This window comes from Streptomyces cadmiisoli, assembly GCF_003261055.1.
In the GTDB taxonomy this organism is placed as follows: domain Bacteria; phylum Actinomycetota; class Actinomycetes; order Streptomycetales; family Streptomycetaceae; genus Streptomyces; species Streptomyces cadmiisoli.
Genome location: NZ_CP030074.1, coordinates 470,721 through 495,818 on the forward strand (window position 1 = coordinate 470,721; position 25,098 = coordinate 495,818).

Annotated in this window: 23 protein-coding genes, 1 tRNA gene and 1 pseudogene; 17 read left to right on the forward strand and 8 right to left on the reverse strand. The window is 70.2% G+C overall.

Annotated elements, in window-relative coordinates; all coding sequences use genetic code 11:
- Window positions 1-45: 45 nt before the first annotated feature.
- Window positions 46-297 (forward strand): hypothetical protein, encoded by a 252-nt coding sequence (locus DN051_RS42870; RefSeq protein WP_112443150.1) that lies wholly within the window; start codon window positions 46-48, stop codon window positions 295-297.
- Between the two features lie 40 nt (window positions 298-337).
- Entirely contained in the window at window positions 338-1,321 is a 984-nt protein-coding gene (locus tag DN051_RS42875; protein WP_053763652.1) for an NAD(P)H-dependent flavin oxidoreductase, read from the forward strand.
- 152 nt (window positions 1,322-1,473) lie between these two features.
- Here the strand turns inward: DN051_RS42875 and DN051_RS42880 are convergent, their stop codons facing one another.
- The 4 genes from DN051_RS42880 to DN051_RS42895 form a co-directional block, all read right to left on the reverse strand.
- Window positions 1,474-2,265, reverse strand: coding sequence for an ABC transporter permease (locus tag DN051_RS42880; protein WP_112443151.1), 792 nt, complete (start codon window positions 2,263-2,265; stop codon window positions 1,474-1,476).
- Window positions 2,262-3,305 (reverse strand): ATP-binding cassette domain-containing protein, encoded by a 1,044-nt coding sequence (locus tag DN051_RS42885; RefSeq protein WP_425471823.1) that lies wholly within the window; start codon window positions 3,303-3,305, stop codon window positions 2,262-2,264. The genes DN051_RS42880 and DN051_RS42885 overlap by 4 nt, the downstream gene beginning before the upstream one ends.
- 177 nt (window positions 3,306-3,482) lie before the next feature.
- The gene (locus tag DN051_RS42890) at window positions 3,483-4,331 is read right to left on the reverse strand and encodes a DUF4097 family beta strand repeat-containing protein (protein ID WP_053763563.1); all 849 of its coding nucleotides are present in this window, start codon (window positions 4,329-4,331) and stop codon (window positions 3,483-3,485) included.
- A 125-nt stretch (window positions 4,332-4,456) separates the two neighbouring features.
- Complete coding sequence (locus DN051_RS42895) at window positions 4,457-4,975, reverse strand: toxin-antitoxin system HicB family antitoxin (RefSeq protein WP_053763564.1); 519 nt, start codon at window positions 4,973-4,975, stop codon at window positions 4,457-4,459.
- 360 nt (window positions 4,976-5,335) lie between these two features.
- Here DN051_RS42895 and DN051_RS42900 point away from each other — a divergent pair, with 360 nt between their 5' ends.
- From DN051_RS42900 to DN051_RS42930, 7 genes are all read left to right on the forward strand, one after another.
- Window positions 5,336-5,695 (forward strand): DUF6204 family protein, encoded by a 360-nt coding sequence (locus tag DN051_RS42900; protein ID WP_053763565.1) that lies wholly within the window; start codon window positions 5,336-5,338, stop codon window positions 5,693-5,695.
- Between the two features lie 477 nt (window positions 5,696-6,172).
- Window positions 6,173-6,388: a hypothetical protein gene (locus DN051_RS42905; protein WP_112443152.1), complete on the forward strand. Its 216-nt coding sequence runs from the start codon at window positions 6,173-6,175 to the stop codon at window positions 6,386-6,388.
- A gap of 188 nt (window positions 6,389-6,576) precedes the next feature.
- Window positions 6,577-7,434 carry a GNAT family N-acetyltransferase gene (locus tag DN051_RS42910; protein WP_112443153.1) on the forward strand — a complete coding sequence of 286 codons (858 nt, stop codon included), beginning with the start codon at window positions 6,577-6,579 and terminating at the stop codon, window positions 7,432-7,434.
- A 451-nt stretch (window positions 7,435-7,885) separates the two neighbouring features.
- Entirely contained in the window at window positions 7,886-8,503 is a 618-nt protein-coding gene (gene wrbA, locus DN051_RS42915; protein ID WP_112443154.1) for an NAD(P)H:quinone oxidoreductase, read from the forward strand.
- A 466-nt stretch (window positions 8,504-8,969) separates the two neighbouring features.
- Window positions 8,970-9,332 (forward strand): hypothetical protein, encoded by a 363-nt coding sequence (locus tag DN051_RS42920; protein WP_112443155.1) that lies wholly within the window; start codon window positions 8,970-8,972, stop codon window positions 9,330-9,332.
- 112 nt (window positions 9,333-9,444) lie between these two features.
- Window positions 9,445-9,518 (forward strand) — tRNA-Met (locus tag DN051_RS42925).
- A 722-nt stretch (window positions 9,519-10,240) separates the two neighbouring features.
- On the forward strand, window positions 10,241-10,522 hold the full coding sequence (locus DN051_RS42930; RefSeq protein WP_053763570.1) for a hypothetical protein: 282 nt from the start codon (window positions 10,241-10,243) through the stop codon (window positions 10,520-10,522).
- Between the two features lie 171 nt (window positions 10,523-10,693).
- Here the strand turns inward: DN051_RS42930 and DN051_RS42935 are convergent, their stop codons facing one another.
- Both DN051_RS42935 and DN051_RS42940 read right to left on the reverse strand, forming a co-directional pair.
- Complete coding sequence (locus DN051_RS42935; protein WP_159054293.1) at window positions 10,694-11,368, reverse strand: hypothetical protein; 675 nt, start codon at window positions 11,366-11,368, stop codon at window positions 10,694-10,696.
- 114 nt (window positions 11,369-11,482) lie between these two features.
- Window positions 11,483-12,343, reverse strand: a complete 861-nt coding sequence (locus DN051_RS42940; protein ID WP_234389088.1) for a helix-turn-helix domain-containing protein — start codon at window positions 12,341-12,343, stop codon at window positions 11,483-11,485.
- Between the two features lie 282 nt (window positions 12,344-12,625).
- Between DN051_RS42940 and DN051_RS42945 the strand changes: the two genes are divergently transcribed.
- The 3 genes from DN051_RS42945 to DN051_RS42955 all read left to right on the forward strand — a co-directional run bounded on the left by DN051_RS42945 (window position 12,626) and on the right by DN051_RS42955 (window position 15,251).
- Complete coding sequence (locus DN051_RS42945) at window positions 12,626-13,081, forward strand: hypothetical protein (protein ID WP_159054294.1); 456 nt, start codon at window positions 12,626-12,628, stop codon at window positions 13,079-13,081.
- Window positions 13,082-13,223: 142 nt separating this feature from the next.
- Window positions 13,224-14,339 carry a helix-turn-helix domain-containing protein gene (locus DN051_RS42950; protein ID WP_162625192.1) on the forward strand — a complete coding sequence of 372 codons (1,116 nt, stop codon included), beginning with the start codon at window positions 13,224-13,226 and terminating at the stop codon, window positions 14,337-14,339.
- Between the two features lie 12 nt (window positions 14,340-14,351).
- A complete protein-coding gene (locus DN051_RS42955; protein ID WP_199315032.1) occupies window positions 14,352-15,251 on the forward strand; it encodes an alpha/beta hydrolase in 900 nt (299 codons plus the stop codon).
- Window positions 15,252-15,374: 123 nt separating this feature from the next.
- Here DN051_RS42955 and DN051_RS42960 read toward each other — a convergent pair whose 3' ends face one another.
- Window positions 15,375-16,148, reverse strand: a complete 774-nt coding sequence (locus tag DN051_RS42960; RefSeq protein ID WP_112443157.1) for a methyltransferase domain-containing protein — start codon at window positions 16,146-16,148, stop codon at window positions 15,375-15,377.
- 578 nt (window positions 16,149-16,726) lie between these two features.
- Between DN051_RS42960 and DN051_RS42965 the strand changes: the two genes are divergently transcribed.
- The 5 genes and pseudogenes from DN051_RS42965 to DN051_RS42985 all read left to right on the forward strand — a co-directional run bounded on the left by DN051_RS42965 (window position 16,727) and on the right by DN051_RS42985 (window position 22,653).
- On the forward strand, window positions 16,727-18,187 hold the full coding sequence (locus tag DN051_RS42965) for a sodium:solute symporter family protein (protein ID WP_112443158.1): 1,461 nt from the start codon (window positions 16,727-16,729) through the stop codon (window positions 18,185-18,187).
- Window positions 18,188-18,382: 195 nt separating this feature from the next.
- Complete coding sequence (locus DN051_RS42970; protein WP_112443159.1) at window positions 18,383-18,781, forward strand: acyl-CoA thioesterase; 399 nt, start codon at window positions 18,383-18,385, stop codon at window positions 18,779-18,781.
- Between the two features lies 1 nt (window position 18,782).
- A complete protein-coding gene (locus DN051_RS42975) occupies window positions 18,783-19,616 on the forward strand; it encodes a beta-keto acid cleavage family enzyme (protein ID WP_112443160.1) in 834 nt (277 codons plus the stop codon).
- A 503-nt stretch (window positions 19,617-20,119) separates the two neighbouring features.
- Window positions 20,120-21,096 (forward strand): annotated as a pseudogene (locus DN051_RS42980) (TauD/TfdA dioxygenase family protein).
- Between the two features lie 108 nt (window positions 21,097-21,204).
- Complete coding sequence (locus DN051_RS42985) at window positions 21,205-22,653, forward strand: WGR domain-containing protein (RefSeq protein ID WP_112443161.1); 1,449 nt, start codon at window positions 21,205-21,207, stop codon at window positions 22,651-22,653.
- 51 nt (window positions 22,654-22,704) lie between these two features.
- On the opposite strand, the gene DN051_RS42990 is transcribed toward DN051_RS42985, so the two are convergent.
- Complete coding sequence (locus tag DN051_RS42990; protein WP_112443162.1) at window positions 22,705-24,951, reverse strand: sulfatase family protein; 2,247 nt, start codon at window positions 24,949-24,951, stop codon at window positions 22,705-22,707.
- Window positions 24,952-25,098: the final 147 nt, after the last annotated feature.

Consider the following 25,098-nt stretch of genomic DNA (forward strand, 5'->3'; position numbering starts at 1 on the left):
CCGCCTATGCTCCCTGATCGGCAGGTTCGTGGGAGAGGGCTGGCGATGTGGGACGGGATCGAGCTGTGGCTGCGTAAGGCGGGCGGCTTGCTGCTGCTCGGTGTGGTCATGATCGGATACGCGCTCCATCGCGACGGGTGGTGGCTGCCGTGGCGCGTGACAGTCCTTCTCTCCGGCATCGTGGCTCTGGTGAGTTCCGCTGCCGAGACGCGGAAGCTGATCCGCAGCCGGGAATCGGCCGAGACGGCATTGGATCGCCTCGAGGCAGCCGAACGCGGGGAGGGCGAAGGTCACTGAGTCGGTGGTCGACGACCGAGGGCATCCCCATGATGGGCTCATGGCCTTGTCGACGGAGTTGACGCGGTTGTTGGGAGTGCGGCACCCGATCGTGCTGGCGCCGATGGGCGGTTCGGCCGGGGGTGCGCTGGCCGCCGCCGTGTCCCGGGCGGGCGGTCTCGGTCTGCTGGGCGGTGGTTCCGGGGACCGGGCGTGGCTGGAGCGGGAGTTGCCGATCGTCGCGGACGGCACCGACCGGCCCTGGGGTGTGGGCTTTCTGACCTGGGCGGTCGATGCCGGTGCGCTGGAGCAGGTGCTGGAGTTCGGTCCGGCGGCGGTGATGCTGTCCTTCGGTGACCCGGCCCCGTTCGTCGACCGGATCCGGCGGTCGGACGCGGTTCTGATCGTTCAGGTGACCGATCTCGAGGAGGCCCGGCGAGCGGTGGAGGCGGGCGCCGACGTCATCGTTGCGCAGGGGACGGAAAGCGGCGGTCACGGCGCCCGTCGTGGGCGGTCCACGCTTCCGTTCGTGCCGCTCGTCGTGGACCTCGCGGGACCCGTACCGGTCCTGGCCGCCGGTGGGATCGCCGATGGCCGCGGCGTCGCCGCGGCCCTGGCCCTGGGCGCCGCGGGAGCTGTCATCGGCACCCGGTTCCAGGCCACGACCGAGGCCCTGGTCGACCCGTCCGTCGGCAAGGCCCTTGTCGACGGACGCGGCCAGGACACCGAACGCAGCAGTGTGCTGGACATCGTCCGCGGCGCGAGCTGGCCGATCGAGAAGTACACGGCCCGTACGCTCGGCCATCCCCATCTGGACCGGTGGCGCGGCCGGGAGGCTGAGCTGGCCGGCGACCCCCGGGCTCGTCAGGACTATCAGGACGATGTGGCACGAGGGGTGATTCCGCCCCTGCCCGTCTGGGCGGGTGAGGGCGTCGACCTCATCACCGATCTGCCGTCCGCGGCGGACCTGGTCACCACACTCGCGGCTCAGGCCGAGGACGCGCTGACCTGGGCCGGACGGCTCCGGCCGGACAATCGACCGTGAGCCCGGGGCTGGGGCCGCGAACGCCGTCGAGCTGACAGCCGTCGCCGCCGTCGCCCCGCGTGAGGGACGCCGCCGAAACGCGGAATCCGGGTGACCGACCCCGTATGAACGGAGTCGGTCCCCCGGACCCGTACCGACCGGGCCTTCTCCCGCTACTGCGGGTCGCGGTCGAACAGCGACTTGGACCAGAAGTAGCCGAGTGCGGCCAGCCCCAGGCACCATGCGACGGCCAGCCACCCGTTGTGGCCGATCTCGGTGCCGAGCAGCAGTCCGCGCAGGGTCTCGATGGCCGGGGTGAACGGCTGGTACTCGGCGATCGGCTGGAACCAGCCCGGCATCGCGTCGACGGGGACGAAGGCGCTGGAGATCAGGGGCAGGAACACCAGGGGCAGCGCGTTGTTGCTGGCTGCTTCGGCGTTCGGGCTGACCATGCCCATCCCGACGGCGATCCAGGTGAAGGCCAGCGCGAACAGGGCGAGCAGCCCGAACGCGGCGAGCCATTCCAGGACGGTGGCGTCCGTGGAGCGGAATCCGACGGCGACGGCGACGGCGCCGACGAGGACGACACTGCTGACCGCTTGCAGCACGCTGCCGGTGACATGCCCGATGAGTACGGAGCCGCGGTGGATCGCCATGGTGCGGAACCGGGCGGTGATGCCCTCGGTCATGTCGTTGGAGACGGACACCGCGGCACCGACGAGGGTGCTGCCGATGGTCATCAGCAGGATGCCGGGGACGAGATACGCGACGTACTCGGACCGGTCGGCGCCGCCGCCCCCGATGCCCGCGCTCATCACGTCTCCGAAGACGTACACGAAGAGCAGCAGCAGGACGATCGGCGTGAGCAGGAGGTTCAGGGTCAGCGACGGGTAGCGGCGCGCGTGCAGCAGGTTGCGCCGCAACATGGTGGAGGAGTCGCGCAGAGCGTGGGAGGCGGAGCTCATCGGGCAGTCTCCTTGAAGTTGTTCGGCCGGCTGGGCTCGTGGGGCTGGTTCGGTTCGTTCGCCTGGTTCGGCACGGTGGAGCCGGTCAGAGCGAAGAAGACGTCGTTGAGGTCGGGGGTGTGGACCGTGAGTTCGTCGGCCTCGATGCCGGCGGAGTCCAGCCAGTCGAGGAGGGAGCGCAGCTCCCGCTGGCCGCCGTCGCTCGGGATCCGCAGGGCCAGGGCGTCGTCGTCCCGGGTCGTCTCGTGCAGGGTGTCGGCAGCGGCCCGGTACACGGCGGGGTCGGAGAACCGGAGCCTGATGTGCCCGCCCGGGATCTGCCGCTTCAGCTCGTCGGCGGTGCCTTCGGCGGCGATCCGGCCGTTGCTGAGCACCGCGATGCGGTCGGCGAGTTCGTCGGCTTCCTCCAGGTACTGGGTGGTGAGGAAGACCGTCACGCCGTCGGAGACCAGCTCGCGGATGATCCCCCACATGGTGTGGCGGGAGCGGGGGTCGAGGCCGGTGGTCGGCTCGTCGAGGAAGATGATCCGCGGGTTGCCGACCAGGGTCATGGCGATGTCCAGGCGGCGCTTCATGCCGCCGGAGTAGGTGTGGGCGGGCTTCTTCGCGGCGTCGGTGAGGTCGAAGCGCTCCAGCAGTTCGGCGGTGACGCGCCGCCCCTCCGCCTTCGGCAGGTGGTGCAGGTCCGCCATGAGGAGCATGTTCTCCTCGCCGGTGATCAGCCCGTCCACGGCGGAGAACTGCCCGGTCACACCGATCGCGGCGCGCACCTTGTCCGGTGATGCGCCGACGTCGTGGCCGGCGACCTGGGCCTGTCCGCCGTCGGCGGTGATGAGCGTGGAGAGGATCTTCACGACGGTGGTCTTGCCGGCGCCGTTCGGTCCGAGCAGGGCGAACACGGACCCGGCGGGGATACGCAGGTCGATGCCGTCGAGGACGGTCTTGTCGCCGTAGGACTTGCGCAGGCCGACGGTGGTGACGGCGGCCGGCGAGGAGTGAGTGCCCTTCCGACTGGACGTGGGCATGACAGAAGAAGGCATGGGGCCCTCCGTTGAAGGCTGAAGTGGGTGGGGGTGGGCGCCGCTTGAGGTGCCGTCGTTTGGGGTGACGCCGCATGAGGTGCCGGCACATGAGGTGCCGGCGTTCAGGGGCGTACGCCGCTTGAGGTGGTAGTGGTGCTCAAGGGCTCGCTCGCACGGCGTGAGGTGTGGTGATGCTCAGGGCCTGGCGCGGCGGATGTCGATGTTGCCGTAGCGGGTACGGGCGTGGATCTTGACGGTACCCTCGGTCGTCTCAGGGGCGTCGGACACGTCGAGTGTGTTGCGGACCTGGCCGGAGCTCGCGCTGACGTCGAGCCAGGCGGCCGTGCCCTCGCGGACGCCGACCTGGATGGCCCCGTACGCCGTCTCCAACTGAACGGTGCCGCGGGCGACTTCACCGACACGCAGGGTGCCCTGGGCGGTCTTGGCGGTGACCGAGTCCTCGGCGCGGCGGATGTCGATGTCGCCGTTGGCGCCGCGCACCCGCAGCTCGCCGGTCGCGGCGTCGACGGTGGTGGTGCCGTGCGAGTTCTTCAGTACGGCGGGGCCGTCGACGAAGCCGACGCGCAGACTGCCGGAGCTGCTGGTGATCTCGGCCGAGCCTTCGACGCGGTCGACGGTGATCGAGCCGTGCGCCGCGGTGAGCTTCAGCGGGCCGGTCGTGTCGAGGCGGACGTCGCCGGACGAGATCTTCACACCGACCTCGCCGAGACGGCCCTCGCCGAGCACCTGGACCCAGGCACCGGTCATGTCGACGCTCGATCCCGTGGGCAGTTCGACCGTCACATCGACGGTGCCGGTACGGCCGAGCCCGAAGAGATTGGGCTTGGGCGTCCTGACGGTCAGTACGCCGCTTCCGTACGTGACCTCTGTCTGGTCGGCCGTCCGCACGTCCAGGTCCTTCTTCGGGTCGCGGGGCCGCACCTCGACGACGGTGTCGGGGCGGTCGCCCGCGGTGAACTGGATGGATCCGGCCTCCACGTTCGCCGTGGCCGAGATCGGGGCGGGAGTGTCGAAAGTAGGCATGGCTGTTCCGTCCTCCTGAGTCTGTGCGACGTCCCCGCTGGTGGGACGTGATGTCGGTGAAGTGGTGAGGGTGCCGTGGTGCGGGTGAAGTGGTGGCGGGTCAAGTGGCGCGCGCCGAGGAGCCGTCAGCGCACCCAGCCCGTGAAGCTCTGCCCGACGGACCGGGTCTTCTCCGCCGGCCGCGGCCGGGCACCGCCGTCGACCGCGGCCGACACGGCGCGCACCAGCCACGCGTTGACCGACAGGCCCTCGCGGGCCGCGGCCTCCTCGGCGCGGGCCTTGAGGTGGGCCGGCAGCCGCAGATTGACGCGGGCGGTGCCACCCTCGTCACCGTCGGCCGGCGCCGGGGCGGTGAACGGCTCGACGGGGGCGGCCGGTTCCGCGAGGGTGCCGGTGTCGGCGGGCGGCGGTGTCACCACGAAGTCGGGGTCGAGGCCCCGCAGCCGTACGTCGACCGAGCCGGGGGCGAGTTCGCGGGTGATCTCGTCCATCGCGGCGGAGAGCACGTTGAGCATGGTCAGCCGGGTCGCCGACTCCAAGGGAGCGGTGAGCCTCTCCGCGAGCTCGCGCGCTTCGTCGCCGCCGGCCTCGGCGGCCACCGCGAGTTCGCGGCGGAGAGTGTCGACATACGGGGTGAGGTCCATAGCGCCATCATGGCACCACGGTGGCGCCACATGCAAGCCGTAATGGTGCCGCGCGTGGGGTCATTCGGCGTGCGCTCGCTCTACCTGCGGAAACGTGGCTCGGGTGGCCCTGGCTGCGGGGTCGACAGGCGCATCCGGGGGTCCCCGGAAGCGCAGAATGGCCCACGATGGCGCCACATGACACCGAATGGCACCGCGTGGCGCTGAGGTGATGCCACACGGTGCCACTTGGCGCCGTCCGGTGCCTCCATTGCCCTCCGGTGCCGTACGACGCCACGCGACACACGCGGCGCCCACCCGCAGGGCCACCTGTCGAAAACCTGGTGGAGGCCCGTCGACCTCGCTGGCTAGGGTCGCGGAATGAGTACTCGTACCTTCCGCATCACGGTCCGCGGCGTCTTCGACGGACTCGGCGCCGAGCAGCGGGCCGAACTCCTGGCCCGCGCCGCGGAGCACGACATCCTGCGCGCGGCCTTCACGCCCGAGGGGCATCTCAGCTACGACGTGGCGGCGCGCCCCGCCTTCACCTTCCGATTCGTGGATTCCGGGGAGGAAGAGGAGGACATCCTGGAGGCGTCCGAACGTGCCGAGGAGGCGGCGAAGGCTTGGCTGACCGAACGGGGCTACGGCTACAAGAACCTCAGGTCCCAGGCCGAGGACCTCTCCCAGGCCCCCCTGGGCAAACGGCAGCGCCGCGCCGCGGCCCGGAAGACCGCCTGATCTCGCGGTCACACCTCCGCCCCGATGACGCCGGAGCGTCCCTCTGATCTCGCGGTCACACCTCCGCCCCGATGACGCCGGAGCGTCCCTTCCTCCGGCGTCTCCCGCGCGGCACGCGCCGCTGAACAGGCGGTTTCGACGTGAAACAAGGGTGCCGGCGCCCGCTGGCCTCATTGGGCCGGGGCCCATAGGGGCCACCCGGAGGCGCTTACCACGACCTCGGGGCTCAGTCAGAGTAGTTCTCGCCGGTAGGGCGTCAAGCAGAAGCCGGAGCGCGGAAGTCACCCTCGACCCGATTCGAGCCCTCCACCTCTCAGGTCAGTGCTTTCGCCCGGTCGGCGAAACCACTGTGGGACTGCACGGCTGACCGGGCACAGCCCGGGGCCGCCGACGTGTCGCCCATGAGCCACCACCGCCAGGTGATCGTGGATCTCGGCCGCGAGAGTGAGCAGTCAACCTACTGCCAGGAGGGGAATCATGCTTGACCACCCCGTGTTCAACATCATCCACTGCTTCGCCTACGGCCCGACGGCCGCCGTCGCCGGCGTGGAGCAGGCCGGCCGGGCGGAGGACGGCTCCGGCATCCGCCTGATCAACGTCGACGACATCGATGTCATGGCTTCGGCACCCATGGTCGGCGAGCCCGAGCCGCCGGCCCCTGCGCGCGAGCAGATGCCCAACCTTGTCGAATGACCGGGCGGCCGACCCGCAGGAGACCGGGCAGGAGCCGCCGCGACTCCGGTAGCCGGACCACCCCGATTCCTGCGAACGGGGTAACTCTTCGTCAATCGGTGCTGGTTGGCGCCCTTTCCGAGGCATGACGACCACTCACCTCCGGGCAGTCCCTTCCCCGTGGCCGAGGCCATCGGAGATCATGAAGCATGCTCCCGGACGACTGGCACCTCACCGAAGACGTAGACGATTTCCTGGCCCGAGCCGGAGATTTCCTGCGCTCGCGCCCCGCCCTGCACACCACGCCTCTGTCGCTGACCGAGAAGATCCGCACACTCGGAGCGGCCGCTCACGGCGCCGGAGTCCCCGTCTTCGGGCGACTGGAGCAGGCGGGCGAGGTCCACGCCACCTTCTACCGCTTCCCGTCCCGGGGCTTGAGCGTCACCTCCCTCACCCCCGAGCAGGCCGACACCCTTGCCGCCCGTCTGGTCGCCCTCGGCCACTCCCTCCCTTGGATCACCGCGGATGACAGCACCGCCGGCGCTTTCGCCGAAGCCTGGCAGCGGCACACGGGCGCGACGCCGACGGTCCGGGTCCGGCTCCACCTGTACCGCCTCGACACGCTCACCCCGCCGGAGCCGGTCCCCGCGGGCCGGGGCCGCCTGGTGGGTGAGGAGGAGCACGAGCACCTCATGCGTTGGTGCCGTGAGTTCGCGGCGGACGTGGGGGAGGAGGTCACCATCGACGCCGCGTCCTGGGCCGGCACCCGCTTCGCCGAGAAGCGCTACACGTTCTGGGAGACCCCGGACGGCACGCCCGTCTCCATGGCGGGCGTGAACCCGATGGTCGGCGGCCAGGTCCGGGTGGACCCGGTCTACACCCCGGCCCACCTGCGCGGCCAGGGTTACGCGGGCGCCGTGACGGTCGAGGTCAGCCGGGCCGCACTCGCCGCGGGCGCCAAGGAGGTCGTGCTGTACACGAACGCGGCCAACCCCACCAGCAACGCCCTCTACCAGCGGCTCGGATACCGCCCGGTCACCGACTTCGTCGTGTACGACTTCGGGTAGCCGTACGCATACGCACACCTGCTGACGCTCGGCTGGACCCCCGCCACCCTGGGGCGCGGGGCCGCCGTCTCGGCTTGCCCGCCGCCGGCCTCATGAGGTCGAGGTCTCATGCGGTCGGGTCGGCAGCGCGCACACTGAAGTTGAACTTCGGTCGATATGTGTACTGTGCAGTTTGTTTGGTGCCGACCCCGGCTTCTCGGCCGATCAAGGGGCTGGGCCTGCCGCGAGACCGCGCCGCGCCGCTGCCGCGCACCGCCCTGGGGCCCTGACGTGATCCAGTCGGCTCGCCCGCGTCGGGATTTCGGACTCCGGATGTGGTTGAATGTTGTACCAACGCCCCGCAAGTGGATTACCGTTCAACCACTACCCCGTTGGACGGGTGGCCACAACAAGCTCAACTCGTGGGCGTTGCATACCGCAATCGCACACTGACTTCATGGAGACCGCAGCAGTGAATACCCCTGTCAAGCTTGCCGTCGTCTACTACTCCTCCACCGGCACCATCGCCACGATCGCCCAGGAGATCGCCCAGGCCGCGGAGAAGGCCGGCGCTGAGGTCCGTCTGCTCAAGGCCGCCGAGCTTGCCCCCCAGTCGGCGATCGACTCCAACCCCGCCTGGGCCGCGAACGCCGCCGCGACGGCCGACGTCGCCGTCGCCACCCCCGAGGACCTGGACTGGGCCGACGCGATCATCTTCGGTTCGCCCACCCGCTTCGGCAACATCGCCGCGCAGCTCAAGCAGTTCATCGACACCCTCGGTGGCCTGTGGGCGCAGGGCAAGCTGGCCGACAAGGTCTACAGCGGCTTCACCTCCACCGCCACCACCCACGGTGGCCAGGAGTCGACGCTCCTCGCGCTGTACAACTCCGTCCACCACTTCGGCGGCATCCTCGTGACCCCCGGTTACACGGACCCGGCCAAGTTCGCCGACGGCAACCCCTACGGCACCTCCCACGTGGACGCCCAGGGCAACAACCCGGTCAACGACACCACGCGCACCGCCGCGCGGGTCCAGGCCGAGCGCGTGGTCAAGGTCACCGCCGGCCTCAAGGCCGCCGCCTCCGCCTGAGCGTCACTTCGCTGTACGGCACCACCGAGTCCGTCGGATCCCGCGACACCAGCGCCCGACGGTCCGGTGAGGCCCGACCTCAAGGGCAGCCGCGGAACGGGCACCTGATCGCCGATCGGACCGGCTGCCGCGCAGGGCCCCGCATGGTGGCCCCTGATCCGCGTGGCCGGCAGGACCGGCGTCCATCGCGGCGATCGGGCGGGCCCCGCAAGGGCGATCGCCCACCGGTTCAGCCTTGAGAGCAGGTCCACAAGTGGGGTCGAGAGCAACTCTCGACCCCACTTCTGCGAACAGCTCCGGGCGCACGACCACCATCGACACCCTCCGTCCGAGAGGCGGCGCATCGAAACACGATCCTCTTGGCTTCACGCGCCTCGATATGCGCCCCATCACGCCGTGTCGTCAAACATGCGCACTCCGTAACGTGTCATGTCAGCACCATCCATCCGTACTCACGGAGGCTGAGATGACACGCACCCGCGCCCTTGCCTTTGCCGCCCTCGCCGTCCTCGCGGCCGGCGCGACGACGGCCGGTGCCGCCGCCCACGCGGACGACCCCGGCGACACCACCAAGTCGCAGGTCAGACCGCTGGCCGCGCACGGTCAGTACGAGGGCACCCCCACCACCGTTCCCGCCGGGGGACAGGCCAACGCGGGCGTGAACTGTCCGGCCGGTCAGGTGCCTACGGGCGGCGGCGCCAAGACCAGCGCCTTCGACATCTACCTGACCGACTCCTTCCCGGCCGGTACCGGTTGGACCGTCATCGGCAAGAACATCGGCAACTCGCAGCAGACGCTGCGCGCCGTCGTCGTCTGCACCGTCCCCTGACGGTGCCGGGCCGCCCCCGACCGGCAGCCCCTGCCCAGTTCCGCAACTGCCCCTGCCCCGCTCGCTCGAAAATCCCTCGCGCCGCGCGTACTTGGCGTTCTACGGTCGAGGTCGCCGGGTGGAGCAGGTAGGCAGCTCGCTGGGCTCATAACCCAGAGGTCGCGGGTTCAAATCCCGCCTCGGCCACGAGAACCGGGCCCGTCGCATGGTGCGACGGGCCCGGTCATGCGTTGTGCCGGCGCGGCGACGGCTCGGGAGCCGGGCCCATGACCCCCTGTGCCCGAACCGCGGGGGACGGTGCAGGCAATTGCCGGACGTCACGCGCTTGTCCGGTCGACGGCCATGGAGCACAGGGCGCCCCGCCCTGCCGTTGCTCCGGGCCCCGGCTCACTTGCAAACGGAGGGTCGCAGAAGGGGTTGCGCTATGACATGCCGGCGCCCTTTAAGGCATGATGCCGAGTTTTCTGAACCGGTACGATACCCATTTGCGCCCCTAAACCACCTGTCCGTCCCCGACCATCAAGCACATCCCCGTGTCATGGTTTCGAAATTGCGGAAACAGGGGAGTGCCGGCCTGTTCTGGACTGTGCCAGTGGCATACAAATTGGCCATTCTGGCGAGATGGCGGAAGAGGGCCAACTGACCGATTCTGACCGGTCCTTGCTCGTCAACGCCCTTACTCGGCCGACTGGTGGTCCCGTTCGCCCGACGTGTCACAGAGGCATCTGAGGTCCTTCGGACGGCGCCCTCTTTTGGATGCGAGCGCGCGGCTGCTTTCCTTCAGAATGCCATTCAGGACACATTCAATTCTTGCGCTCCCGATTCTTTTCAGCCGGGAATGCACTTACCTTGTGGGATGTTCCCGGAAGGCCCTTCTTCCGGGATTTCCGCTCACCTCGGGAGGAATCATGAGGCGTCCCCTTCGCGCCCGGCTGGCAGCCGCGGCGGTCACCGCAGCCGCCATCGGCGGCACCATGATCGTGGCCGCGCCGGCGGCCCAGGCCGCGCCCAGCGACTGCACGGCCTACCTGGCGTCGCTGGGCTACTCCAGCACCGACACCAACCTCGCCTGCACGGTCGGCGGCTCCGGCCTGCCGGCGGACCAACTCCTGTGCCGCATCCTGCTGATGAACGTGTCGTCCGTGCCGGCACTCATCGCGGACAACGCCTGCCGCCTCGCCAAGGCGTAGCGTCCAGCGGCACATCACGGCCCGGGGAAGACGCCCGATACGTCTTCCCCGGGTTGTTCCATGTCTTCCCTGCCCGCAGCCCTCCCACCCCCGCCCGGCCGCGCGAGGCCGGCCGGGCGGCAACCCGGTCCGGTACTCCCGTCTGCTCCCGTCCCTGACAGCACGACGGTCTCAGCCCGCCGACCGCCGTGCATCGTCACTCGGGAAGCGCGGCTTGTAGCTGCGGGAGACCTCGTGCACCTTGCGGAGGCCGAGGAACCCGAGGACGGCCACGGTCAGGACGGCCGTGGCGGAGCCGACCAGGGTCCGCACCATGTCCCCGGCGCCGGCGGCCGAGCAGATCACCGCGGCCAGTACGCCGGTGACGACGGAGTTGATGACGCAGATGACAACCGGTGAGCCGGACAGCCAGTGCGTCACCCCGATCCGGCGGCGGAAGCTGTACGTCGTCCAGATCCCCGGCGGGTCGTCGTGGTGGCTGGCGATGAAGTACGGCTCGAGTTCCGGGGCGAGCTCGACGTACGCGTGCCGCAGCCGGTTCATGCCGATGATCAGCCAGGTGTCCTCGATGTCCGCCTCGATCAGCCGGAAGTACGTCCCGAACCCGACGAGCAGGACGACCGGCAGCACCAGCAACGCGAACGTCGTGAACCCGGACCCGAACCCCGTCGCGTTGGCCACCAGCGAGAGCGCCACGACCGCGGCCGACAGCGTCGTCAGATACGTCCCGGTCCGGCTGAAGATCTCCTGCCACGTCATGCCCCGCGTCGCCAGCAGACTCCAGTGCTCGGTTGCCAGAAACTGCGCGTGCGGCGTCCCGGCATCAACACTTTTGAGCTCTTTCATCCCCCGAGTGTGACCTCATTCGTCGGCGAGGCTGAAAGGGCCCGCCGGTGCTCAGCGGTGAGTTCGACGAAGGCCCGATCTGGAGCCCGCGGCCCGGCGGCCCCTGTACACCCGCTAGCCCCACCTCTGGCGGGTGGTGTCCCCGCACTCCGCGGCACGTAGCCCCGACGCGCTGTCCTCCAGACAGGCACCCGTCTCCGTACTGGAGATGGTCACCGCCTCGTCGGCCCAGGTCCTGACCGACCAGGTGGCGGACGCCGCGGTGGCACACGCGCCCGTGCGCAGCGTCATGCCCTCGCTGCGCAGGCAGGCGCCGGTGGCGTGGTTTCTCAGCTGCTGAGTACCGTCGGGCAGCGCGTGCACCGTCCACCGCTGGTAGCTCAGCCCGTTGCAGGCATACGTCCGCAGCCCGTGATCAAGACTGTGGTCGAGGCACTTGCCCGTGACCCGGTTGATGAAGGGCTGAACGGCATCCGACCGTCCCGGCTTGTTCGCGGGGCCCGTCACCGCTGCCGATCCGGACGACGGTCGCGCGGGCTCGGGCCCCGGTGCCGCGACGAGCACGGTGAACAGCGAACCGACGACTCCTCCCACCAGTACGCCGGCCGCGGCGGTCACCCAGCGGCCACGTCGCCACCGCTGTGCGGTCCGGGGCCGGGAATCGCCGCCGTCAACGGGCGGCGGTGCGGCTGCGGATGGAGGGTTCTCGCCGGACGGTGTCTGGGAGAGGTTCGCGGCCTCCCACAGTGCTCGGTACTCCGAGGGGTCCGCCCCCAGCGCCCGGCACAGGTGCGTGACCGTGGCCCAGGGCGGGACCGTGACCCCCTGCAAGTAGCGCGACAGCGACGAATCGCTGATCAGGACCTCCGCTTCCAACGACCGCAAGGTCCGTCCCGAGCGCTGCTGCAAGGCACGTAAGGCCTTGCCCAGTTGCTTGGCCGGAGCCACCTCACCGGCCCGCTCCTCAGCCGCCAACGCGCCTCCGTCTCCCCTGCTCCCCCGGGCCGTCCCGCGTCCCGGGACAACACCGTCCCAGCAGGTCAGAACCATAGGGATCCCGACTTCCAGGAAGCAAACGGGATCAGCTTGAACAAGAGCGGTGGACCCTCACAAACTCCAGACATCCGCCGACCGGATCAACCGACACCTTCATCCGAAAGGACGACCTCCCCAAGACGCGGACCACCCACGCCAACCACCCGCGAGACAACGGAGCAGCACATGACGCACATGAAGCCCATGAGGACGTCGAGGACCGTGAAGACCAGAGAGACCACGAAGTACCCCCTGCGCCCCCTCGCTCTGGCAACCGGTGGCCTGGTGCTGTCGGCCGCCGCGCTCCTGGCCGTCACCGAGCCGGGGCACGCCACCGCCCCGTCCGGCACCGGAACGAGCGGCGCCGGACAACTCACCAGGCAACAGGCCGGTCCCCACGGCGAGCCCGCGTCGCGGCAGGCGCCCGCGGCGGGAACCCGTATCGGGGTCAAGCCCGGCTGGGGCACGGCTCGGGTCCGGCTGAAGCCCGAGAAGGACGCCTACATCGTGTTCGAGCTCAAGGAGGGCGGCACGACGGCGCACTGCACCCTCACGGGATGCGGGACCTTCAACGGGGACACCGTCACCGCCTGCAACACCACGACCAACCAGTGGTACCCGGTCACGGTCAACCGCCAGATGATGTACGTGTCCGCGACGTGCGGCACACCGGTCTGAGCACGGTCTGAGACGACGTACCCCCGGTGGTCGCGCCACTGAGGCGCATCCGGCCACCGGGGCAGTGTCCGGTGACCGGCGCCGTGTTTCATGGTCACGTACGCGGACCACCGGGGGACAGGCGACGCGGGGAGGCGGGCCGGTGAACACGACGAGGGTCGAACACTTCACTCTGGACGGGGTTCCGCCGCAGGAACGGGAGCAACGCTGGCAGGAAGTCGTGTCCGCCACGCACTTCGACACCCGTGTGCGGCTGTCACCCGACCACCCCGGCCAGGCGTTCAGGGCGTCCGCGCGCCGCGTCCATGTCGACGATCTCGCCCTGGTGGACACCCGGTGCGACCCGTGCACGGGTGTCCGCAGCCGGGGCCGGATCCAGGACGGCGGCGCCGACCACGTCATCGTGGTGTTCACGCGCGCCGGGCGGGAAACGGTGGCGCAGGGCGGCGACACCAGGGAACTGCGCCGGGGCGGCGGTGCCGTCTGGGACAGCACGAGTGCGACCCGGTTCCAGGTCTGGGAGCCGTTGGTCAAGCGCAGCCTGATCATCCCGCGGAGTGCGCTGCGCGAGGTCGGCGGACCCCGGGGTCCCGTTCGCGGCGTCCTGGACCAGGCCGAGCCCGCCACGAAGCTGCTCGCCGACTATCTCGACGTACTCGCCCGGACGGCCGAGGAGTTGTCGCCGGCCGCGGTGGCGTCGGCCCGTACCGCGGCGCTCCACCTGGTCTCCGCGGCCCTGCTCGCCGACCGCGGTCGGTCGGGACCGGCAGCGGCAGGGTCCGTCCCGCTGCCGCTCCCGCTCTCGCTGCGTCGCGCGGCCGTCGTGCGATGGATCGAGAGAAACCTCAACCGCCCCGACCTCACACCCGCGCTGGTCGCGCAGGGGCACGGTCTCTCGGTCCGCACCCTGCACCGCCTCTTCGAGGAGAGTGGGGAGACCGTCGCCGGATTCGTCAGGACCCGCCGACTCGCCCGGGCCCGCGCGGATCTGACCGCGGGTGAGGAACCCGTCTCCGTGATCGCCGCGCGCTGGGGCTTCGCCGACCCGAGCCACTTCACCCGGGCGTTCGGCGAGGTGTACGGAACCACGCCGACCCGCTACCGGGCGGACGCGCGCACGCGGCCAGGTGCGCGGGTCGGCGCGGACGGGGCCGACGCCCGCGTGCCATCGGTTGGCGTCGAGCGGCCAGTACCTGGCACGCAGAGGCAGGCGGTGCCCCAGGACGGAGGTCAGGATCGAGGCACCAGACCGATGTGAGGCGGATGACTGATGATGCGCGAGGACGTGGAATTCGGTGCGCAGGGCGCGACGTTGCGGGGCTGGTTCTACCCCGCCGCCGGGTCGGAGGACCGGAAGGCACCCTGTGTGGTGCTCCAGCACGGCTTCTCGGCCGTGAAAGAGATGGGACTCGACCGGTACGCGGAGACGTTCCAGGCGGCGGGGCTCAGCGCACTCGCGTACGACCACCCCGGCCTGGGTGCGAGCGAGTCGCTGCCGGGCTCCCCGCGCCAGGAGATCGACCCCTGGCAGCAGATCCGCTGCATCCAGCACGCGATCACCTACGCCCAGAGCCGCGACGACGTCGACCCGGACCGCATCGGGGTGTGGGGCTCCAGCCTCGGCGGGGGGAACGCGTTCGTCGCCGCCGCGATCGACCGCCGGGTGCGCGCGGTGGTCGGCCAGGTGCCGATGATCAGCGGATCGGCGACCGCCGGCACCGAAGGACAGGACGCCTTCTTCGCCGCCGAGCGCCTGGCCCGGGCGGCGGGTGCGGCGCCCACCGTGATCCCCGTGGTCGCCGAGGATCCGAGCGTGCCGTCCGCGCTGCCCACGCCCGACGCCTGGGCCTGGTTCACGCAGAACGGGAAGGACGAGGCCTCGACGTGGCGCAACGAGGTCACCGTCACCTCGGCGGAGTTCATCCGCGGCTTCGAACCCGGCAGGTATCTGCCGCTCATCGCCCCGACGCCGCTGCTGATGATCGTGGCGCCGCACGACCGGACCACGCCGGGCGCGGGCGCCACGACGGCGTACGAGACCGCCGCGCACCCCAAGAAGCTGGAGCTCATCCCGGGCGGGCACTTCGACGCCTACGACGGCGAGGAATTCCGTCTCGCCTCGCGGGCGGCCCGCGACTGGTTCACCGAGCACCTGCACGCCCGGACCTGAACACTGCAGGCCGAGGGACGGCCGAGCCGCCGTCGGTCCCGCGGTACGCGCGGGGCCGGCGGCCGTCCCGCACCGCGTGCGATCGGCGGCGGACCGGCCCCGCACATCGCCAAACGGTCCCGATCAGCGGACGCAGACCACGCTGACCAGCGTGAATGACGCGTAGAACGGGCCGTCGGAGAGGCTGCTGAACCAGCGTCGGCCGCGGTCCCGGTCGATGTGGCCCTCGTCGACGGCCCTCTGCATGATGCGGCCGAGGCCGAGCGTGTGGTCGGCGTCCTGGAAGTCCCGGAAGACCGGTGTCGTGGCGAGTACCGCTTCCGTGCGGAATCCGGCCTGTTCGGCCAGGCGTGCCAGGCTGCGTCCGATGGTCGCGTTACGCACCACTTCGGCGGTGGTGTATCGGGTGAAGGCGCGGCTTGTCTCAAGGTCCTCGGCGTCGACGATCAGGGTGTCCCAGTCGGGTTCGGCGAGGCCGACCCGCGCGCCCGGCCGGGTCGCACGGTGCAACTGCGCCAGTGCGTCGGCGGGTTCGGCGACATGCATGAGGACACGGTCGGTCTTGGCGCGGTCCACCGTGCCCGGCTCGACGGGCAGGGCGTGGATGTCGCCCTCACGGATCTGCACCTGGTCCAGGCCGTGTGTGCGTTCGCGGGCGTGGACCAGCATGGCCGGGTCGCGGTCGACGCCGATCACGGTGCCATGTGTCCCGGCACGCCGGGCCAGCGCCGGCAGATCGGTACCCGGCCCGCATCCCGCGTCCAGGACGGTCTGGCCGGGCTGGATGTCCAGCAGGTCGAGCAACTGCTGCTTGTAGGCCCGGCCGGCGTCTCCGGCGGCGGCGCGCAACATGTAGGCGGCCTGGTCCGGGACGGGCACACCAAGAGTCGATGACATAGGTGTCAGTCAAGCACCACCGATCCCACCCGACGTCACTCCCGTGAAATCCGCGATCCCCGGGATCACCGAATACCGGACGGCGCGGACAAAACCCCGGTTGCGGGAACTGAACCCCGTCGGAAGTATTTCCCGCGTCGGCCCAGCCGCGAAGCTGTCGTGCCCGCGCCCGCGCTCACGATCGCCCCCACGCCGTGCGCGGGCGGCGCGACCTGGCTCGTTCCCCCGCTGAAGAACACGCCCACGTACTCGTTCGCGACCGTCCTCGCAAGAGCGATGAACAGTGCGGAAATAGTGCTCAGCGGAATTGAGCAATTCGGAATTCGCGTCGCTCGGAAACCCGGGCCGAGGTCACGGCTGCCCTTATGGATGGCAGGCATCGAGTGGACACTTCCTCCATTGTGGTGAGCCCGAAATGAATGAAACGCATGCTTCGCAATTGCTTTTCGGCCACCTACTGTCTGCCCTCACCGGAACCCGGACCGCTGCCGCGGTGACGGGCGCCTGCCCTGCGGTCCGCCGCGGGACCGATCCGGGTGTCCACGACACGCCAAGCACAGTGCGCGAAGGAGTGCCCCATGGCCGTCGACTACATAGTGATCGTCGTCTATCTCGCCGGCATGCTGGCCATGGGCTGGTGGGGCATGCGCCGTTCCAGGTCCAAGAGCGAGTTCCTGGTGGCCGGGCGCCGACTCGGCCCCGCCATGTACTCCGGCACCATGTCGGCGATCGTCGTCGGCGGCGCGTCCACGATCGGCGGTGTCGGCCTCGGCTATCAGTACGGGCTGTCCGGTGCCTGGATGGTGGTCAGCATCGGCCTCGGCATGCTGGCCCTGTCCCTGTTCTTCTCCGCCCGCCTCGCCCGGCTGAAGGTCTACACCGTCTCCGAGATGCTCGACCTGCGCTACGGCGGCCGGGCGGGCGTCATCTCGGGCGTCGTCATGTGGGCGTACACCCTGATGGTCGCCGTCACGGCCACCATCGCCTACGCGACGATCTTCGACGTCCTGCTCGACATGAACCGTACGGTCGCCATCGTCCTGGGCGGCTCGATCGTCGTCGCGTACTCGACGCTCGGCGGCATGTGGTCCATCACGCTCACCGACATGGTGCAGTTCGTGGTGAAGACCGTCGGCATGCTGCTCCTGCTGATGCCCATCGCGGTCGTCAAGGCCGGAGGATTCGGTGAGCTGAAGGCCCAACTGCCCACCTCCTACTTCGACCCGCTGGGCATCGGCGGCGAGGCCATCTTCACCTACGTGCTGGTCTACACGTTCGGCATGCTGATCGGTCAGGACATCTGGCAGCGCGTGTTCACCGCGCGCAGCGACCGCACGGCCAAATGGGGCGGCACCATCGCCGGCACCTACTGCCTCGCCTACGCCGTCGCCGGCGCGATCGTCGGTACGGCGGCCAAGGTGCTCTACCCCAACCTCGCCAACGCCGACGACGCCTTCGCCACCGTCGTCAAGGAGCAACTGCCCGTCGGCGTCCGCGGACTGGTGCTCGCCGCCGCGCTCGCCGCCGTGATGTCGACCTCCTCCGGCGCCCTGATCTCCTGCGCCACCGTCGCCAACAACGACATCTGGTCGAGACTGCGCGGGGCGGTCCGCGGATCCGACGAACCGCAGGACGAGGTCAGGGCCAACCGCGTCTTCATCCTGATCATGGGCGTCGTGGCGATCTGTACGGCGCTGGCCCTGAACGATGTCGTCGAGGCGCTGACCGTCGCCTACAACCTGCTCGTCGGCGGCCTGCTCGTACCGATCCTCGGCGGGCTGCTGTGGAAGCGCGGCACCGTGCAGGGCGCCTTCGCCGCGGTCGCGGTGGGCAGCCTCACGGTCCTCGGCCTGATGGCCGCCTTCGGCATCCTGGCGAACGAACCCGTCTACTACGGGCTCCTGGCCTCCCTGGCCGCCTACGTCATCGCCTCGCTGGCCACCGAGCCCACCGACGCGACCGTGCTCGCCACCTGGCGCGAGCGCCTCGCCGGACGGGACCCCGAAGCCGCGCCCGAACCGGTCGAGGCTCCTCGCTAGCGCGGCGTGCTCCGGGCACCGGCCCCTGCGCCCGTATCCGCCCCTCACTCCGCAGATGGACTGGAGTCACATGCCCCTCTCCCGCGAACCGGGCGACCTCGCCGGGAAGCCGATTCCCGACGTCGGCGCACACACGTCCGGACCGGTCAGCCACCCGCCGATGCCGCGGATGCCCTCCGCACAGGGAACGTCCGGATGACCGCCCCGCCCACCACGCACCAGGTACAGGTCCGCTGGCCCGACGTCGACGCTCTCGGTCACGTCAACCACAGCGCCGTCCTGGCCTACCTGGAAGTCGGCCGTGACGCGGTGCTCTCCGCTTGCGGCATCGCGGCTCAGGACTGCGTCGTCCGGCGCTGCACGATCGACTACGTACGGGAGGTACGTCCCCTGGGTTCGCACGTGGAGTACCGGTTCGACGCTGTCGTACCCGGCCGCACCAGCATCCGGGTCGAGGAGCGCCTCATGCAGGCCGGCGAGACGGCCGTGGCGTCGGCATTCGTCCTGGTGATGTGGAACGGCGCGGAACACGCGCCCCGCGAACTCACCCCCGCCGAGCGGCACGCCCTGCTGCAACTCGAGAAGGAGCTCTGACATGCCGGAGTGGAACGCACACCCCGTCGTCATCACCGCGGCCATCACCGGTGCGGACGTCACCCGCGACACCAACCCCAACCTCCCGTACACCCCTTCGGAGATCGCCGAATCCAGCCTTCGTTCCCTCGCGGCGGGCGCGACGGTCGTCGCCCTGCACGCCCGCGAGGACGACGGCACGCCCAGCGGCCGCCCGGAGCTGTTCCAGGACGCGATCCGGCGGATCCGCGAGAGCGCCCCGAACGCGGTGGTCAACGTGTCCACAGGCGGGTCCAGCGCCATGAGCCTCGACGAACGGCTCGGCGGGCTCGAGGTGTCGCCGGACATGTGCGGCGTGGAGACCGGATCGATGAACTTCGGCGACGGCACGTTCATCACCTCGCCGGCGGCGGGCCGGGAGATCATCACCCGTGCCCGCACCCGGAACATCGCCCTGGAGGTCGAGGCGTTCGAGGTCGGACACGTCATCAGCGCCGTCCGGCTGCTGGAAGAAGGCCTGCTGCCCGGGCCGTTGCGGGTGAACCTGGTCTTCGGGGTGCCGGGCGGAATCGACGCGAGCCCCGAGGCACTCGACGCGATGCTGCGCCCCCTGCCGCCGGACACGTTCTGGTCCGTGACCTGCGTGGGCCGCCACCATGAACGCATCCTCGCCCTGGCCCTGTTGCGCGGAGCGTGCGGCGTACGCACCGGCCTCGAAGACGTCGCCTACATCAGCAAGGGTGTGCTCGCGCCCTCCAACGAAGCCCTCGTCAGCAGGCTCGCCGACCTGGCGGCCACACTCGGCCGGCAGGTCACCACCGTCGAGCAGGCCCGGGAGCTGCTGAGGATCGGTTGACCGACGGCTTCACCGGTGCGCTGCTCGCGGACCCGCCCCGGCCCGAGCGGCTCACCAGCCGAACGCGCCAGGGGGGCGGCCGCAGCGCCGCAGTGGTGGTGTCGGCGGTATTGCAAGGTCGTGAAGCCGGCCGGACGAACCTTGACCGGGCTCCGGACGGGTGGCGATGCTCTTGGACATGCCCGCGATGAATCGCCCCGTTCCGCGGCTCCGCATCGACCGGAGGCGTCCCGCCCCGGTCGAGTGCCCGTGTCCGTGTCCTTGACGGCACCGGTTCGGCATCGGCCGCGCACTCGCCCTCCGTACGAGTAGCGCATCTCCCGTGCGCGGATGTCCGACCGCGACGGACCGCCACGTCCGCACGACCAACCGCCGTGCCGTACGGCGAACAGCCATGCCCGGCACGGCGAACAGCCATGCCGGGCAGGTCGACCAGCATGCCGAGTACGACGAACAGCCATGCCCCGCGACCTCACCAGCCACTCCCGCCGAAGGGACCTCCCATGACCGCCACCGCCACCGCACCCGCCGCCGTCGCACCCGCCACGAAGAACCCCGCTCTCACGGTCGAGAAGGTCGGTGGCCGACTCGGCGCCGTGATCTCCGGAGTCCTCCTCGGCGGGGAACTGGACGAGGCCACCGTGGCCGCGATCCGCGCCGCGGTCCTCCGGCAAAAGGTCGTCTTCTTCCGCGACCAGCACCACCTGGACGCCGAGAGCCACGAGGCGTTCGCGCGTCTCCTCGGCACCCCGGTCGCCCACCCGACCGTGCCCTCCGTCGACGGCCCCTCGGCATCGACAACGACCACGGCGGACGCGCCAACCAGTGGCACACCGATGTCACCTTCGTGCCCGCCTACCCGGCCTTCTCCATCCTGCGCGCCGAGGTGATCCCGCCGTACGGCGGCAACACCCTGTGGGCCAACACGGCCGCCGCCTACGCCGAACTGCCCGAACCGCTGCGCGTGCTGGCCGACAGCGTGCGCGGCGTGCACACCAACGACTACGACTACGCGGCCGTACGCCCCGACGCCCCGTCCGCAGCCCTGGAACAGCACCGCAAGGTGTTCACGTCGACCAAGTTCCGGACCGAGCACCCGGTGGTGCGCGTCCACCCCGAGACCGGCGAACGCACCCTGATCCTCGGCAACTTCCTCCAGAAGCTCACCGGTTTCAACGGCGGCGATTCACGCGCCCTCATCGACGTGCTCCAGTCGCACGTCGAGCGTCCGGAGAACACGGTCCGCTGGCAGTGGCGGGCCGGCGACGTCGCCATCTGGGACAACCGGGCGACCCAGCACTATGGCGTCGACGACTCGGACGACCACGAGCGCACCCTGCGCCGCGTCACCATCGACGGCGACGTCCCGGTCGGCGTGGACGGCCGCCGCTCCCTGCTGCTCGCCCCGGAGTCGGTGCCGGAGCCCGAGTACGGCATCGCCTCCGGGGCTTCCACGGACGGGGCGCTCGCGCGGGAGTGATCAGGCGCCCGCTCGCCCGGAGCTACGTCGATGTCAGTGGCCCCCTCTAATGTTCGATCAACGGACCTGCCGGAACGGCCGGGGGTCGAGTCCGGGGAGGGGCCTGCCATGTCAGCCGGGGCGAGGTCGACGACGTATCTGGAGCTGTCGCAGGAGAACGGCGGCGCGCACAAGTTCTACGAAGTGACGGTCGACGGCCAGACGGTGACGGTCCGCTATGGCCGCATCGGTGCTGACGGGCAGACGCAGACGTCGACGTTCCCGACGGTGGAGAAGGCCCGGGTCGCCGCCGCGAAGAAGGTGGGGGAGAAGGTCCGCAGGGGGTACGCGCCGGCCGTCCCCGGCGGACGGGCCCCGCGCGCGGTCACCCGCCGTCAGGTGGCGTCGGCGCCGTCCACCGCGCGGGCCGTGGCACCGGTGCTGTGGCGTTTCGGCACCGGATCCGCGGCGTTCGGCATCCACGTCGACGGCGACCGGCGCTGGGTCGGCAACCAGGCGGGCGACGTCTACACGCTGGACCACGAGGGCGACGTCCTTGCCCGTTTCAGCCTGCCGGACGGCGTGAAGTGCCTGGTCGCCGACGACTTCTGGATCTACGCGGGCTGCGACGACGGCAAGGTCTACGACCTGTCCTCCAAACTGCCCTTCGCCGCGTACGACATCGCCGCGGACGTCGACATCTTCTGGCTGGACATCCACGAGGGCGTGCTGAACGTCTCGGACCGCGCCGGCCGGCTCACCGTGATCGACCACGAGGACGAACACCAGTGGACCCGCCGCAGCCAGGGGAGCAACGCCTGGATGGTCCGAGCCGACGACCGGGCGGTCTACCACGGCCACCACCAGGGCGTCACCGCCTACGCCCCCGACGGCAGCGGCGAGTTGTGGAACACGCCCACCGGCGGTGGAGTGCTGTTCGGTTGGCAGGAGGACGACACCGTCTACGCGGGCACGGGCCACCACAAGGTGCAGCGGCTCTCGAAGGCCACCGGCGCGATCGAGGCCACCTACGCCTGTGACAGCGCCGTGTACTCGTGCGCGACCTCGCCCGGCGGGCGGTTCGTCTTCGCCGGAGACCTGGCCTCGTCGGTCTACTGCTTCGACCGGGACGGCACCCGCCTGTGGAAGCTCGGCACCGGCAACGGCGCCGCGCTGTCGATGCAGTACCACGACGAACGGCTGTACCTGGTGACCACGGACGGCTCGCTGATCTGCGTCGACGCCACCGAGGCCGCGATCACCGCGGCGCAGCGGGGCACGGTGCCGGTGGTCCGGGACGTCAAGCTCGCCGCGGCGCTGCCGACGTACGCCCCGGCCACGGCGGTGGGATCGGTGACCACGGTCTCCCAGGCACCGACCGGCTCGGTGGTCGTCGAGTGCGTACAGGACGGCGGACGTGTCCGGGTGCACGTGGTGTCCGAGGGCTACGACACCTCGTGGAACGTCCAGTTCCCCCGCGCGATACGTGAGCCCGGAGCGCGCTACGTCGTCGACGCGCTCCACGCGGCGGCCGGCGGCTTCTACCGCGTACGCGGGGACATCCGACGGCTGGTCTGATCCGAGCGGCCCGGGCGGGGCGCCGGGAAGGCCCCGCCCGCCGCCGTTCCGTCAGACGGTGACCCAGGGGCTCGCCCACGACGTGTGGTCCCAGGCGCCATTGCCGTTGGCGTCCTCGACGAGCAGCCGCAGCGCGAACACGCCTGTCACGTCCACGTCGACCCTCTTCGGACCGCTGGACGCGGTGAGCGCGTTGCGGCTGTCGAAGAGGAGCTCGCCGTCTCCGAGGATGCGGGCGCGGACCGAGCCGGCACCGGACTGCTGGGCCGAGTAGTCGTCGATGCCGACCCAGGCGGTGAACCGCTTGGCCATGCCGCCCAGGTTGAAGACGATGTCCGACTTCGCGTGCACGCCCAGTCCCTTGGCGTACGTCGTCCCGGCCAGGCTGATCGCAGGGCCGTCGCCCGCGGCTTGCGTGCCGTTGGACTTGTTCTTCTCGGCCGGCCCCCAGCCGTTGCTCATCGACGCCCATGGCAGATCACTGAGGAAGGTGGACTGCGACGGCGCCGTGGGCCGCGACGCGAAGGCGGTGACGATCCTGTCGTCGGTGAACGTCAGGGGAGTTCCGTCGACCGTCGCCGTGGCCTCCGCCTGCAGTCGGAACGAGGAGCCCACGGTTGTGCCGGCGGGTGGTGTCACCGACCAGGTCACCTGGAAGGAGCCTCCGGCCGCCACGGAGCCGGCGGTCGACGCGGTGGTCGCGGCGGCCGTCCAGCCGCTCGGGACGACGAGGCGCAACGAGGGGTTCGCCCAGGCCGAGTCCGAGGCGTTGCCCAGGGTGGTCCTGACGGTGAAGGCCTGCCCGGGAACGGCGATTGTGGTTCCCCCGATGACCACGCCGTAGCTCTTGCGGTTGTCCTTCGGGTCCCACGCCGCCCGCATCAGGCCCATCAGTTCGTCGACCGCCCTCGTGTTCGTCGCGGCGATGTTGTTGGTCTCGCCCCAGTCCGTCGTGAGGTCGTACAGCTCCACCTCCCAGTCCTCGTCCCGTTCCGGGCGGTCACGCCCGGGGGCGAAGCGGACCGCCTTCAGGCCGTCCTGCTCCCTGCGGACGGCCTCCGCCAACCTGTTGCCGCGACCGCCGTCTTCGTTGTTGGACTTCGTGCCCCAGTAGGGGTCGTTGCGCATCCAGAACAGATACGAGTGCGTTGGTGCGGTGCCGCCGGTCAGCAGGGCAGCGATCGACTTGCCGTCGATGTCACTCGGGACCGGCGCACCGGCCAACTCGGCGAAGGTGGGCAGAAAGTCGATCTGCGGGGTGGGCCGGTCCGTGGTGCCCGGGGTGATTGTTCCCGGCTGCGAGATGATGAGGGGGATGCGGATTCCGCCCTCGTAGAGGTTGCGCTTGTAGCCCCGCAGGGGGCCGTTCGCGTTGTACTTGTCCGGGTTGACCGCGGGAGTGCCTTCTTCGTGCGGGCCGTTGTCACTGGTGATGATGATCAGAGTGTCGCCGGCGACGCCCTTGGCGCTCAGCCGGTCCACGACCCTGCCGACCAGGGTGTCCAGCCGGACGACCTGTGAGGCGTGCTTTTTTTCCGCGGTGCCCCACCCCAGACTGTCGGGGTAGGCGACGGTGTCGGCGTCCGGGATCTCGTTGGGGGCGTGCGGCAGCGTGGGGGTGAGGAGCAGCAGGAACGGGTCCTCGCCTCCGGCGTGGGTGTCGATGAACTCCAGCGCGCGCTCCTCGAACAGGTCGATCACGAACTTGCCGTCCGCGCCGCCGGCGTTCTCGGATATCGGGACCTTCGCGCCGTTGAGCCACATGTAGTCGGGGTAGTAGTTCTGGGCGTGTCCGTGGTTGATGGAGCCGTAGAACTCCTCGAATCCGCGGGCGTTGGGGTGGCTCGACTGGTCGGCCAGTTCGGGTCCGAAGCCCCACTTGCCGATGCACGCCGTGCGGTAGCCGCGCGAGCGCAGCACTTCGGCGAACGTGGTGTCGCCGTCGCGGAGGCTGCCCTGGCCCTGGTCCTCCGGGAAGGGGTTCTGCCGTACCGCCGAATGCCCGGCGTGCAGGCTCGTGAGCAGTGAGCACCGCGAGGGCGCGCACACCGGGGCCGCCGAGTACGCCCGGGTGAAGCGCAGTCCATTGTCGGCCAGGGCCTTGATTCTCGGTGTCTTGATGTTCTGCTGAGGGCTGTAGGACTGGAGTTCGCCGTACCCGAGGTCGTCGGCGAGGATCAGCACGATGTTCGGGCCCCGGCCGACCGCGCGGGTCGCGGCCGCGGCCGGCATCTGCGGCAGGGTCGCGAGGGCCAGGGCCGCGGCGGACCCGGCGAGGAACTGGCGGCGGTTGGGCATGACGCCTCCGTACGGGGTTTGGATTGCGGGGAGATTTGGTGGATCCCGATGTGGGGCTCTGATAATCCATGTTGGATCAGGGTGAGTCCATTGACTGTGCACGACTTTTTCGTGAGCCCCGAAGTGGTCGATCGCACCGGATTCTCT

What these genes read in the sequence shown, in the direction of transcription:
- DN051_RS42975 (WP_112443160.1), top strand. Translation starts at nt 18,783, where the DNA reads ATGCCGGAGTGGAACGCACACCCCGTCGTCATCACCGCGGCCATCACC.
- DN051_RS42935 (WP_159054293.1), bottom strand. Translation starts at nt 11,368, where the DNA reads ATGAAAGAGCTCAAAAGTGTTGATGCCGGGACGCCGCACGCGCAGTTT.
- DN051_RS42965 (WP_112443158.1), top strand. Translation starts at nt 16,727, where the DNA reads ATGGCCGTCGACTACATAGTGATCGTCGTCTATCTCGCCGGCATGCTG.
- DN051_RS42990 (WP_112443162.1), bottom strand. Translation starts at nt 24,951, where the DNA reads ATGCCCAACCGCCGCCAGTTCCTCGCCGGGTCCGCCGCGGCCCTGGCC.
- DN051_RS42870 (WP_112443150.1), top strand. Translation starts at nt 46, where the DNA reads ATGTGGGACGGGATCGAGCTGTGGCTGCGTAAGGCGGGCGGCTTGCTG.
- DN051_RS42875 (WP_053763652.1), top strand. Translation starts at nt 338, where the DNA reads ATGGCCTTGTCGACGGAGTTGACGCGGTTGTTGGGAGTGCGGCACCCG.
- DN051_RS42900 (WP_053763565.1), top strand. Translation starts at nt 5,336, where the DNA reads ATGAGTACTCGTACCTTCCGCATCACGGTCCGCGGCGTCTTCGACGGA.
- DN051_RS42955 (WP_199315032.1), top strand. Translation starts at nt 14,352, where the DNA reads ATGATGCGCGAGGACGTGGAATTCGGTGCGCAGGGCGCGACGTTGCGG.
- DN051_RS42905 (WP_112443152.1), top strand. Translation starts at nt 6,173, where the DNA reads ATGCTTGACCACCCCGTGTTCAACATCATCCACTGCTTCGCCTACGGC.
- DN051_RS42985 (WP_112443161.1), top strand. Translation starts at nt 21,205, where the DNA reads ATGTCAGCCGGGGCGAGGTCGACGACGTATCTGGAGCTGTCGCAGGAG.
- DN051_RS42970 (WP_112443159.1), top strand. Translation starts at nt 18,383, where the DNA reads ATGACCGCCCCGCCCACCACGCACCAGGTACAGGTCCGCTGGCCCGAC.
- DN051_RS42885 (WP_425471823.1), bottom strand. Translation starts at nt 3,305, where the DNA reads ATGCCTTCTTCTGTCATGCCCACGTCCAGTCGGAAGGGCACTCACTCC.
- DN051_RS42930 (WP_053763570.1), top strand. Translation starts at nt 10,241, where the DNA reads ATGAGGCGTCCCCTTCGCGCCCGGCTGGCAGCCGCGGCGGTCACCGCA.
- DN051_RS42960 (WP_112443157.1), bottom strand. Translation starts at nt 16,148, where the DNA reads ATGTCATCGACTCTTGGTGTGCCCGTCCCGGACCAGGCCGCCTACATG.
- DN051_RS42880 (WP_112443151.1), bottom strand. Translation starts at nt 2,265, where the DNA reads ATGAGCTCCGCCTCCCACGCTCTGCGCGACTCCTCCACCATGTTGCGG.
- DN051_RS42895 (WP_053763564.1), bottom strand. Translation starts at nt 4,975, where the DNA reads ATGGACCTCACCCCGTATGTCGACACTCTCCGCCGCGAACTCGCGGTG.
- DN051_RS42890 (WP_053763563.1), bottom strand. Translation starts at nt 4,331, where the DNA reads ATGCCTACTTTCGACACTCCCGCCCCGATCTCGGCCACGGCGAACGTG.
- DN051_RS42920 (WP_112443155.1), top strand. Translation starts at nt 8,970, where the DNA reads ATGACACGCACCCGCGCCCTTGCCTTTGCCGCCCTCGCCGTCCTCGCG.
- DN051_RS42910 (WP_112443153.1), top strand. Translation starts at nt 6,577, where the DNA reads ATGCTCCCGGACGACTGGCACCTCACCGAAGACGTAGACGATTTCCTG.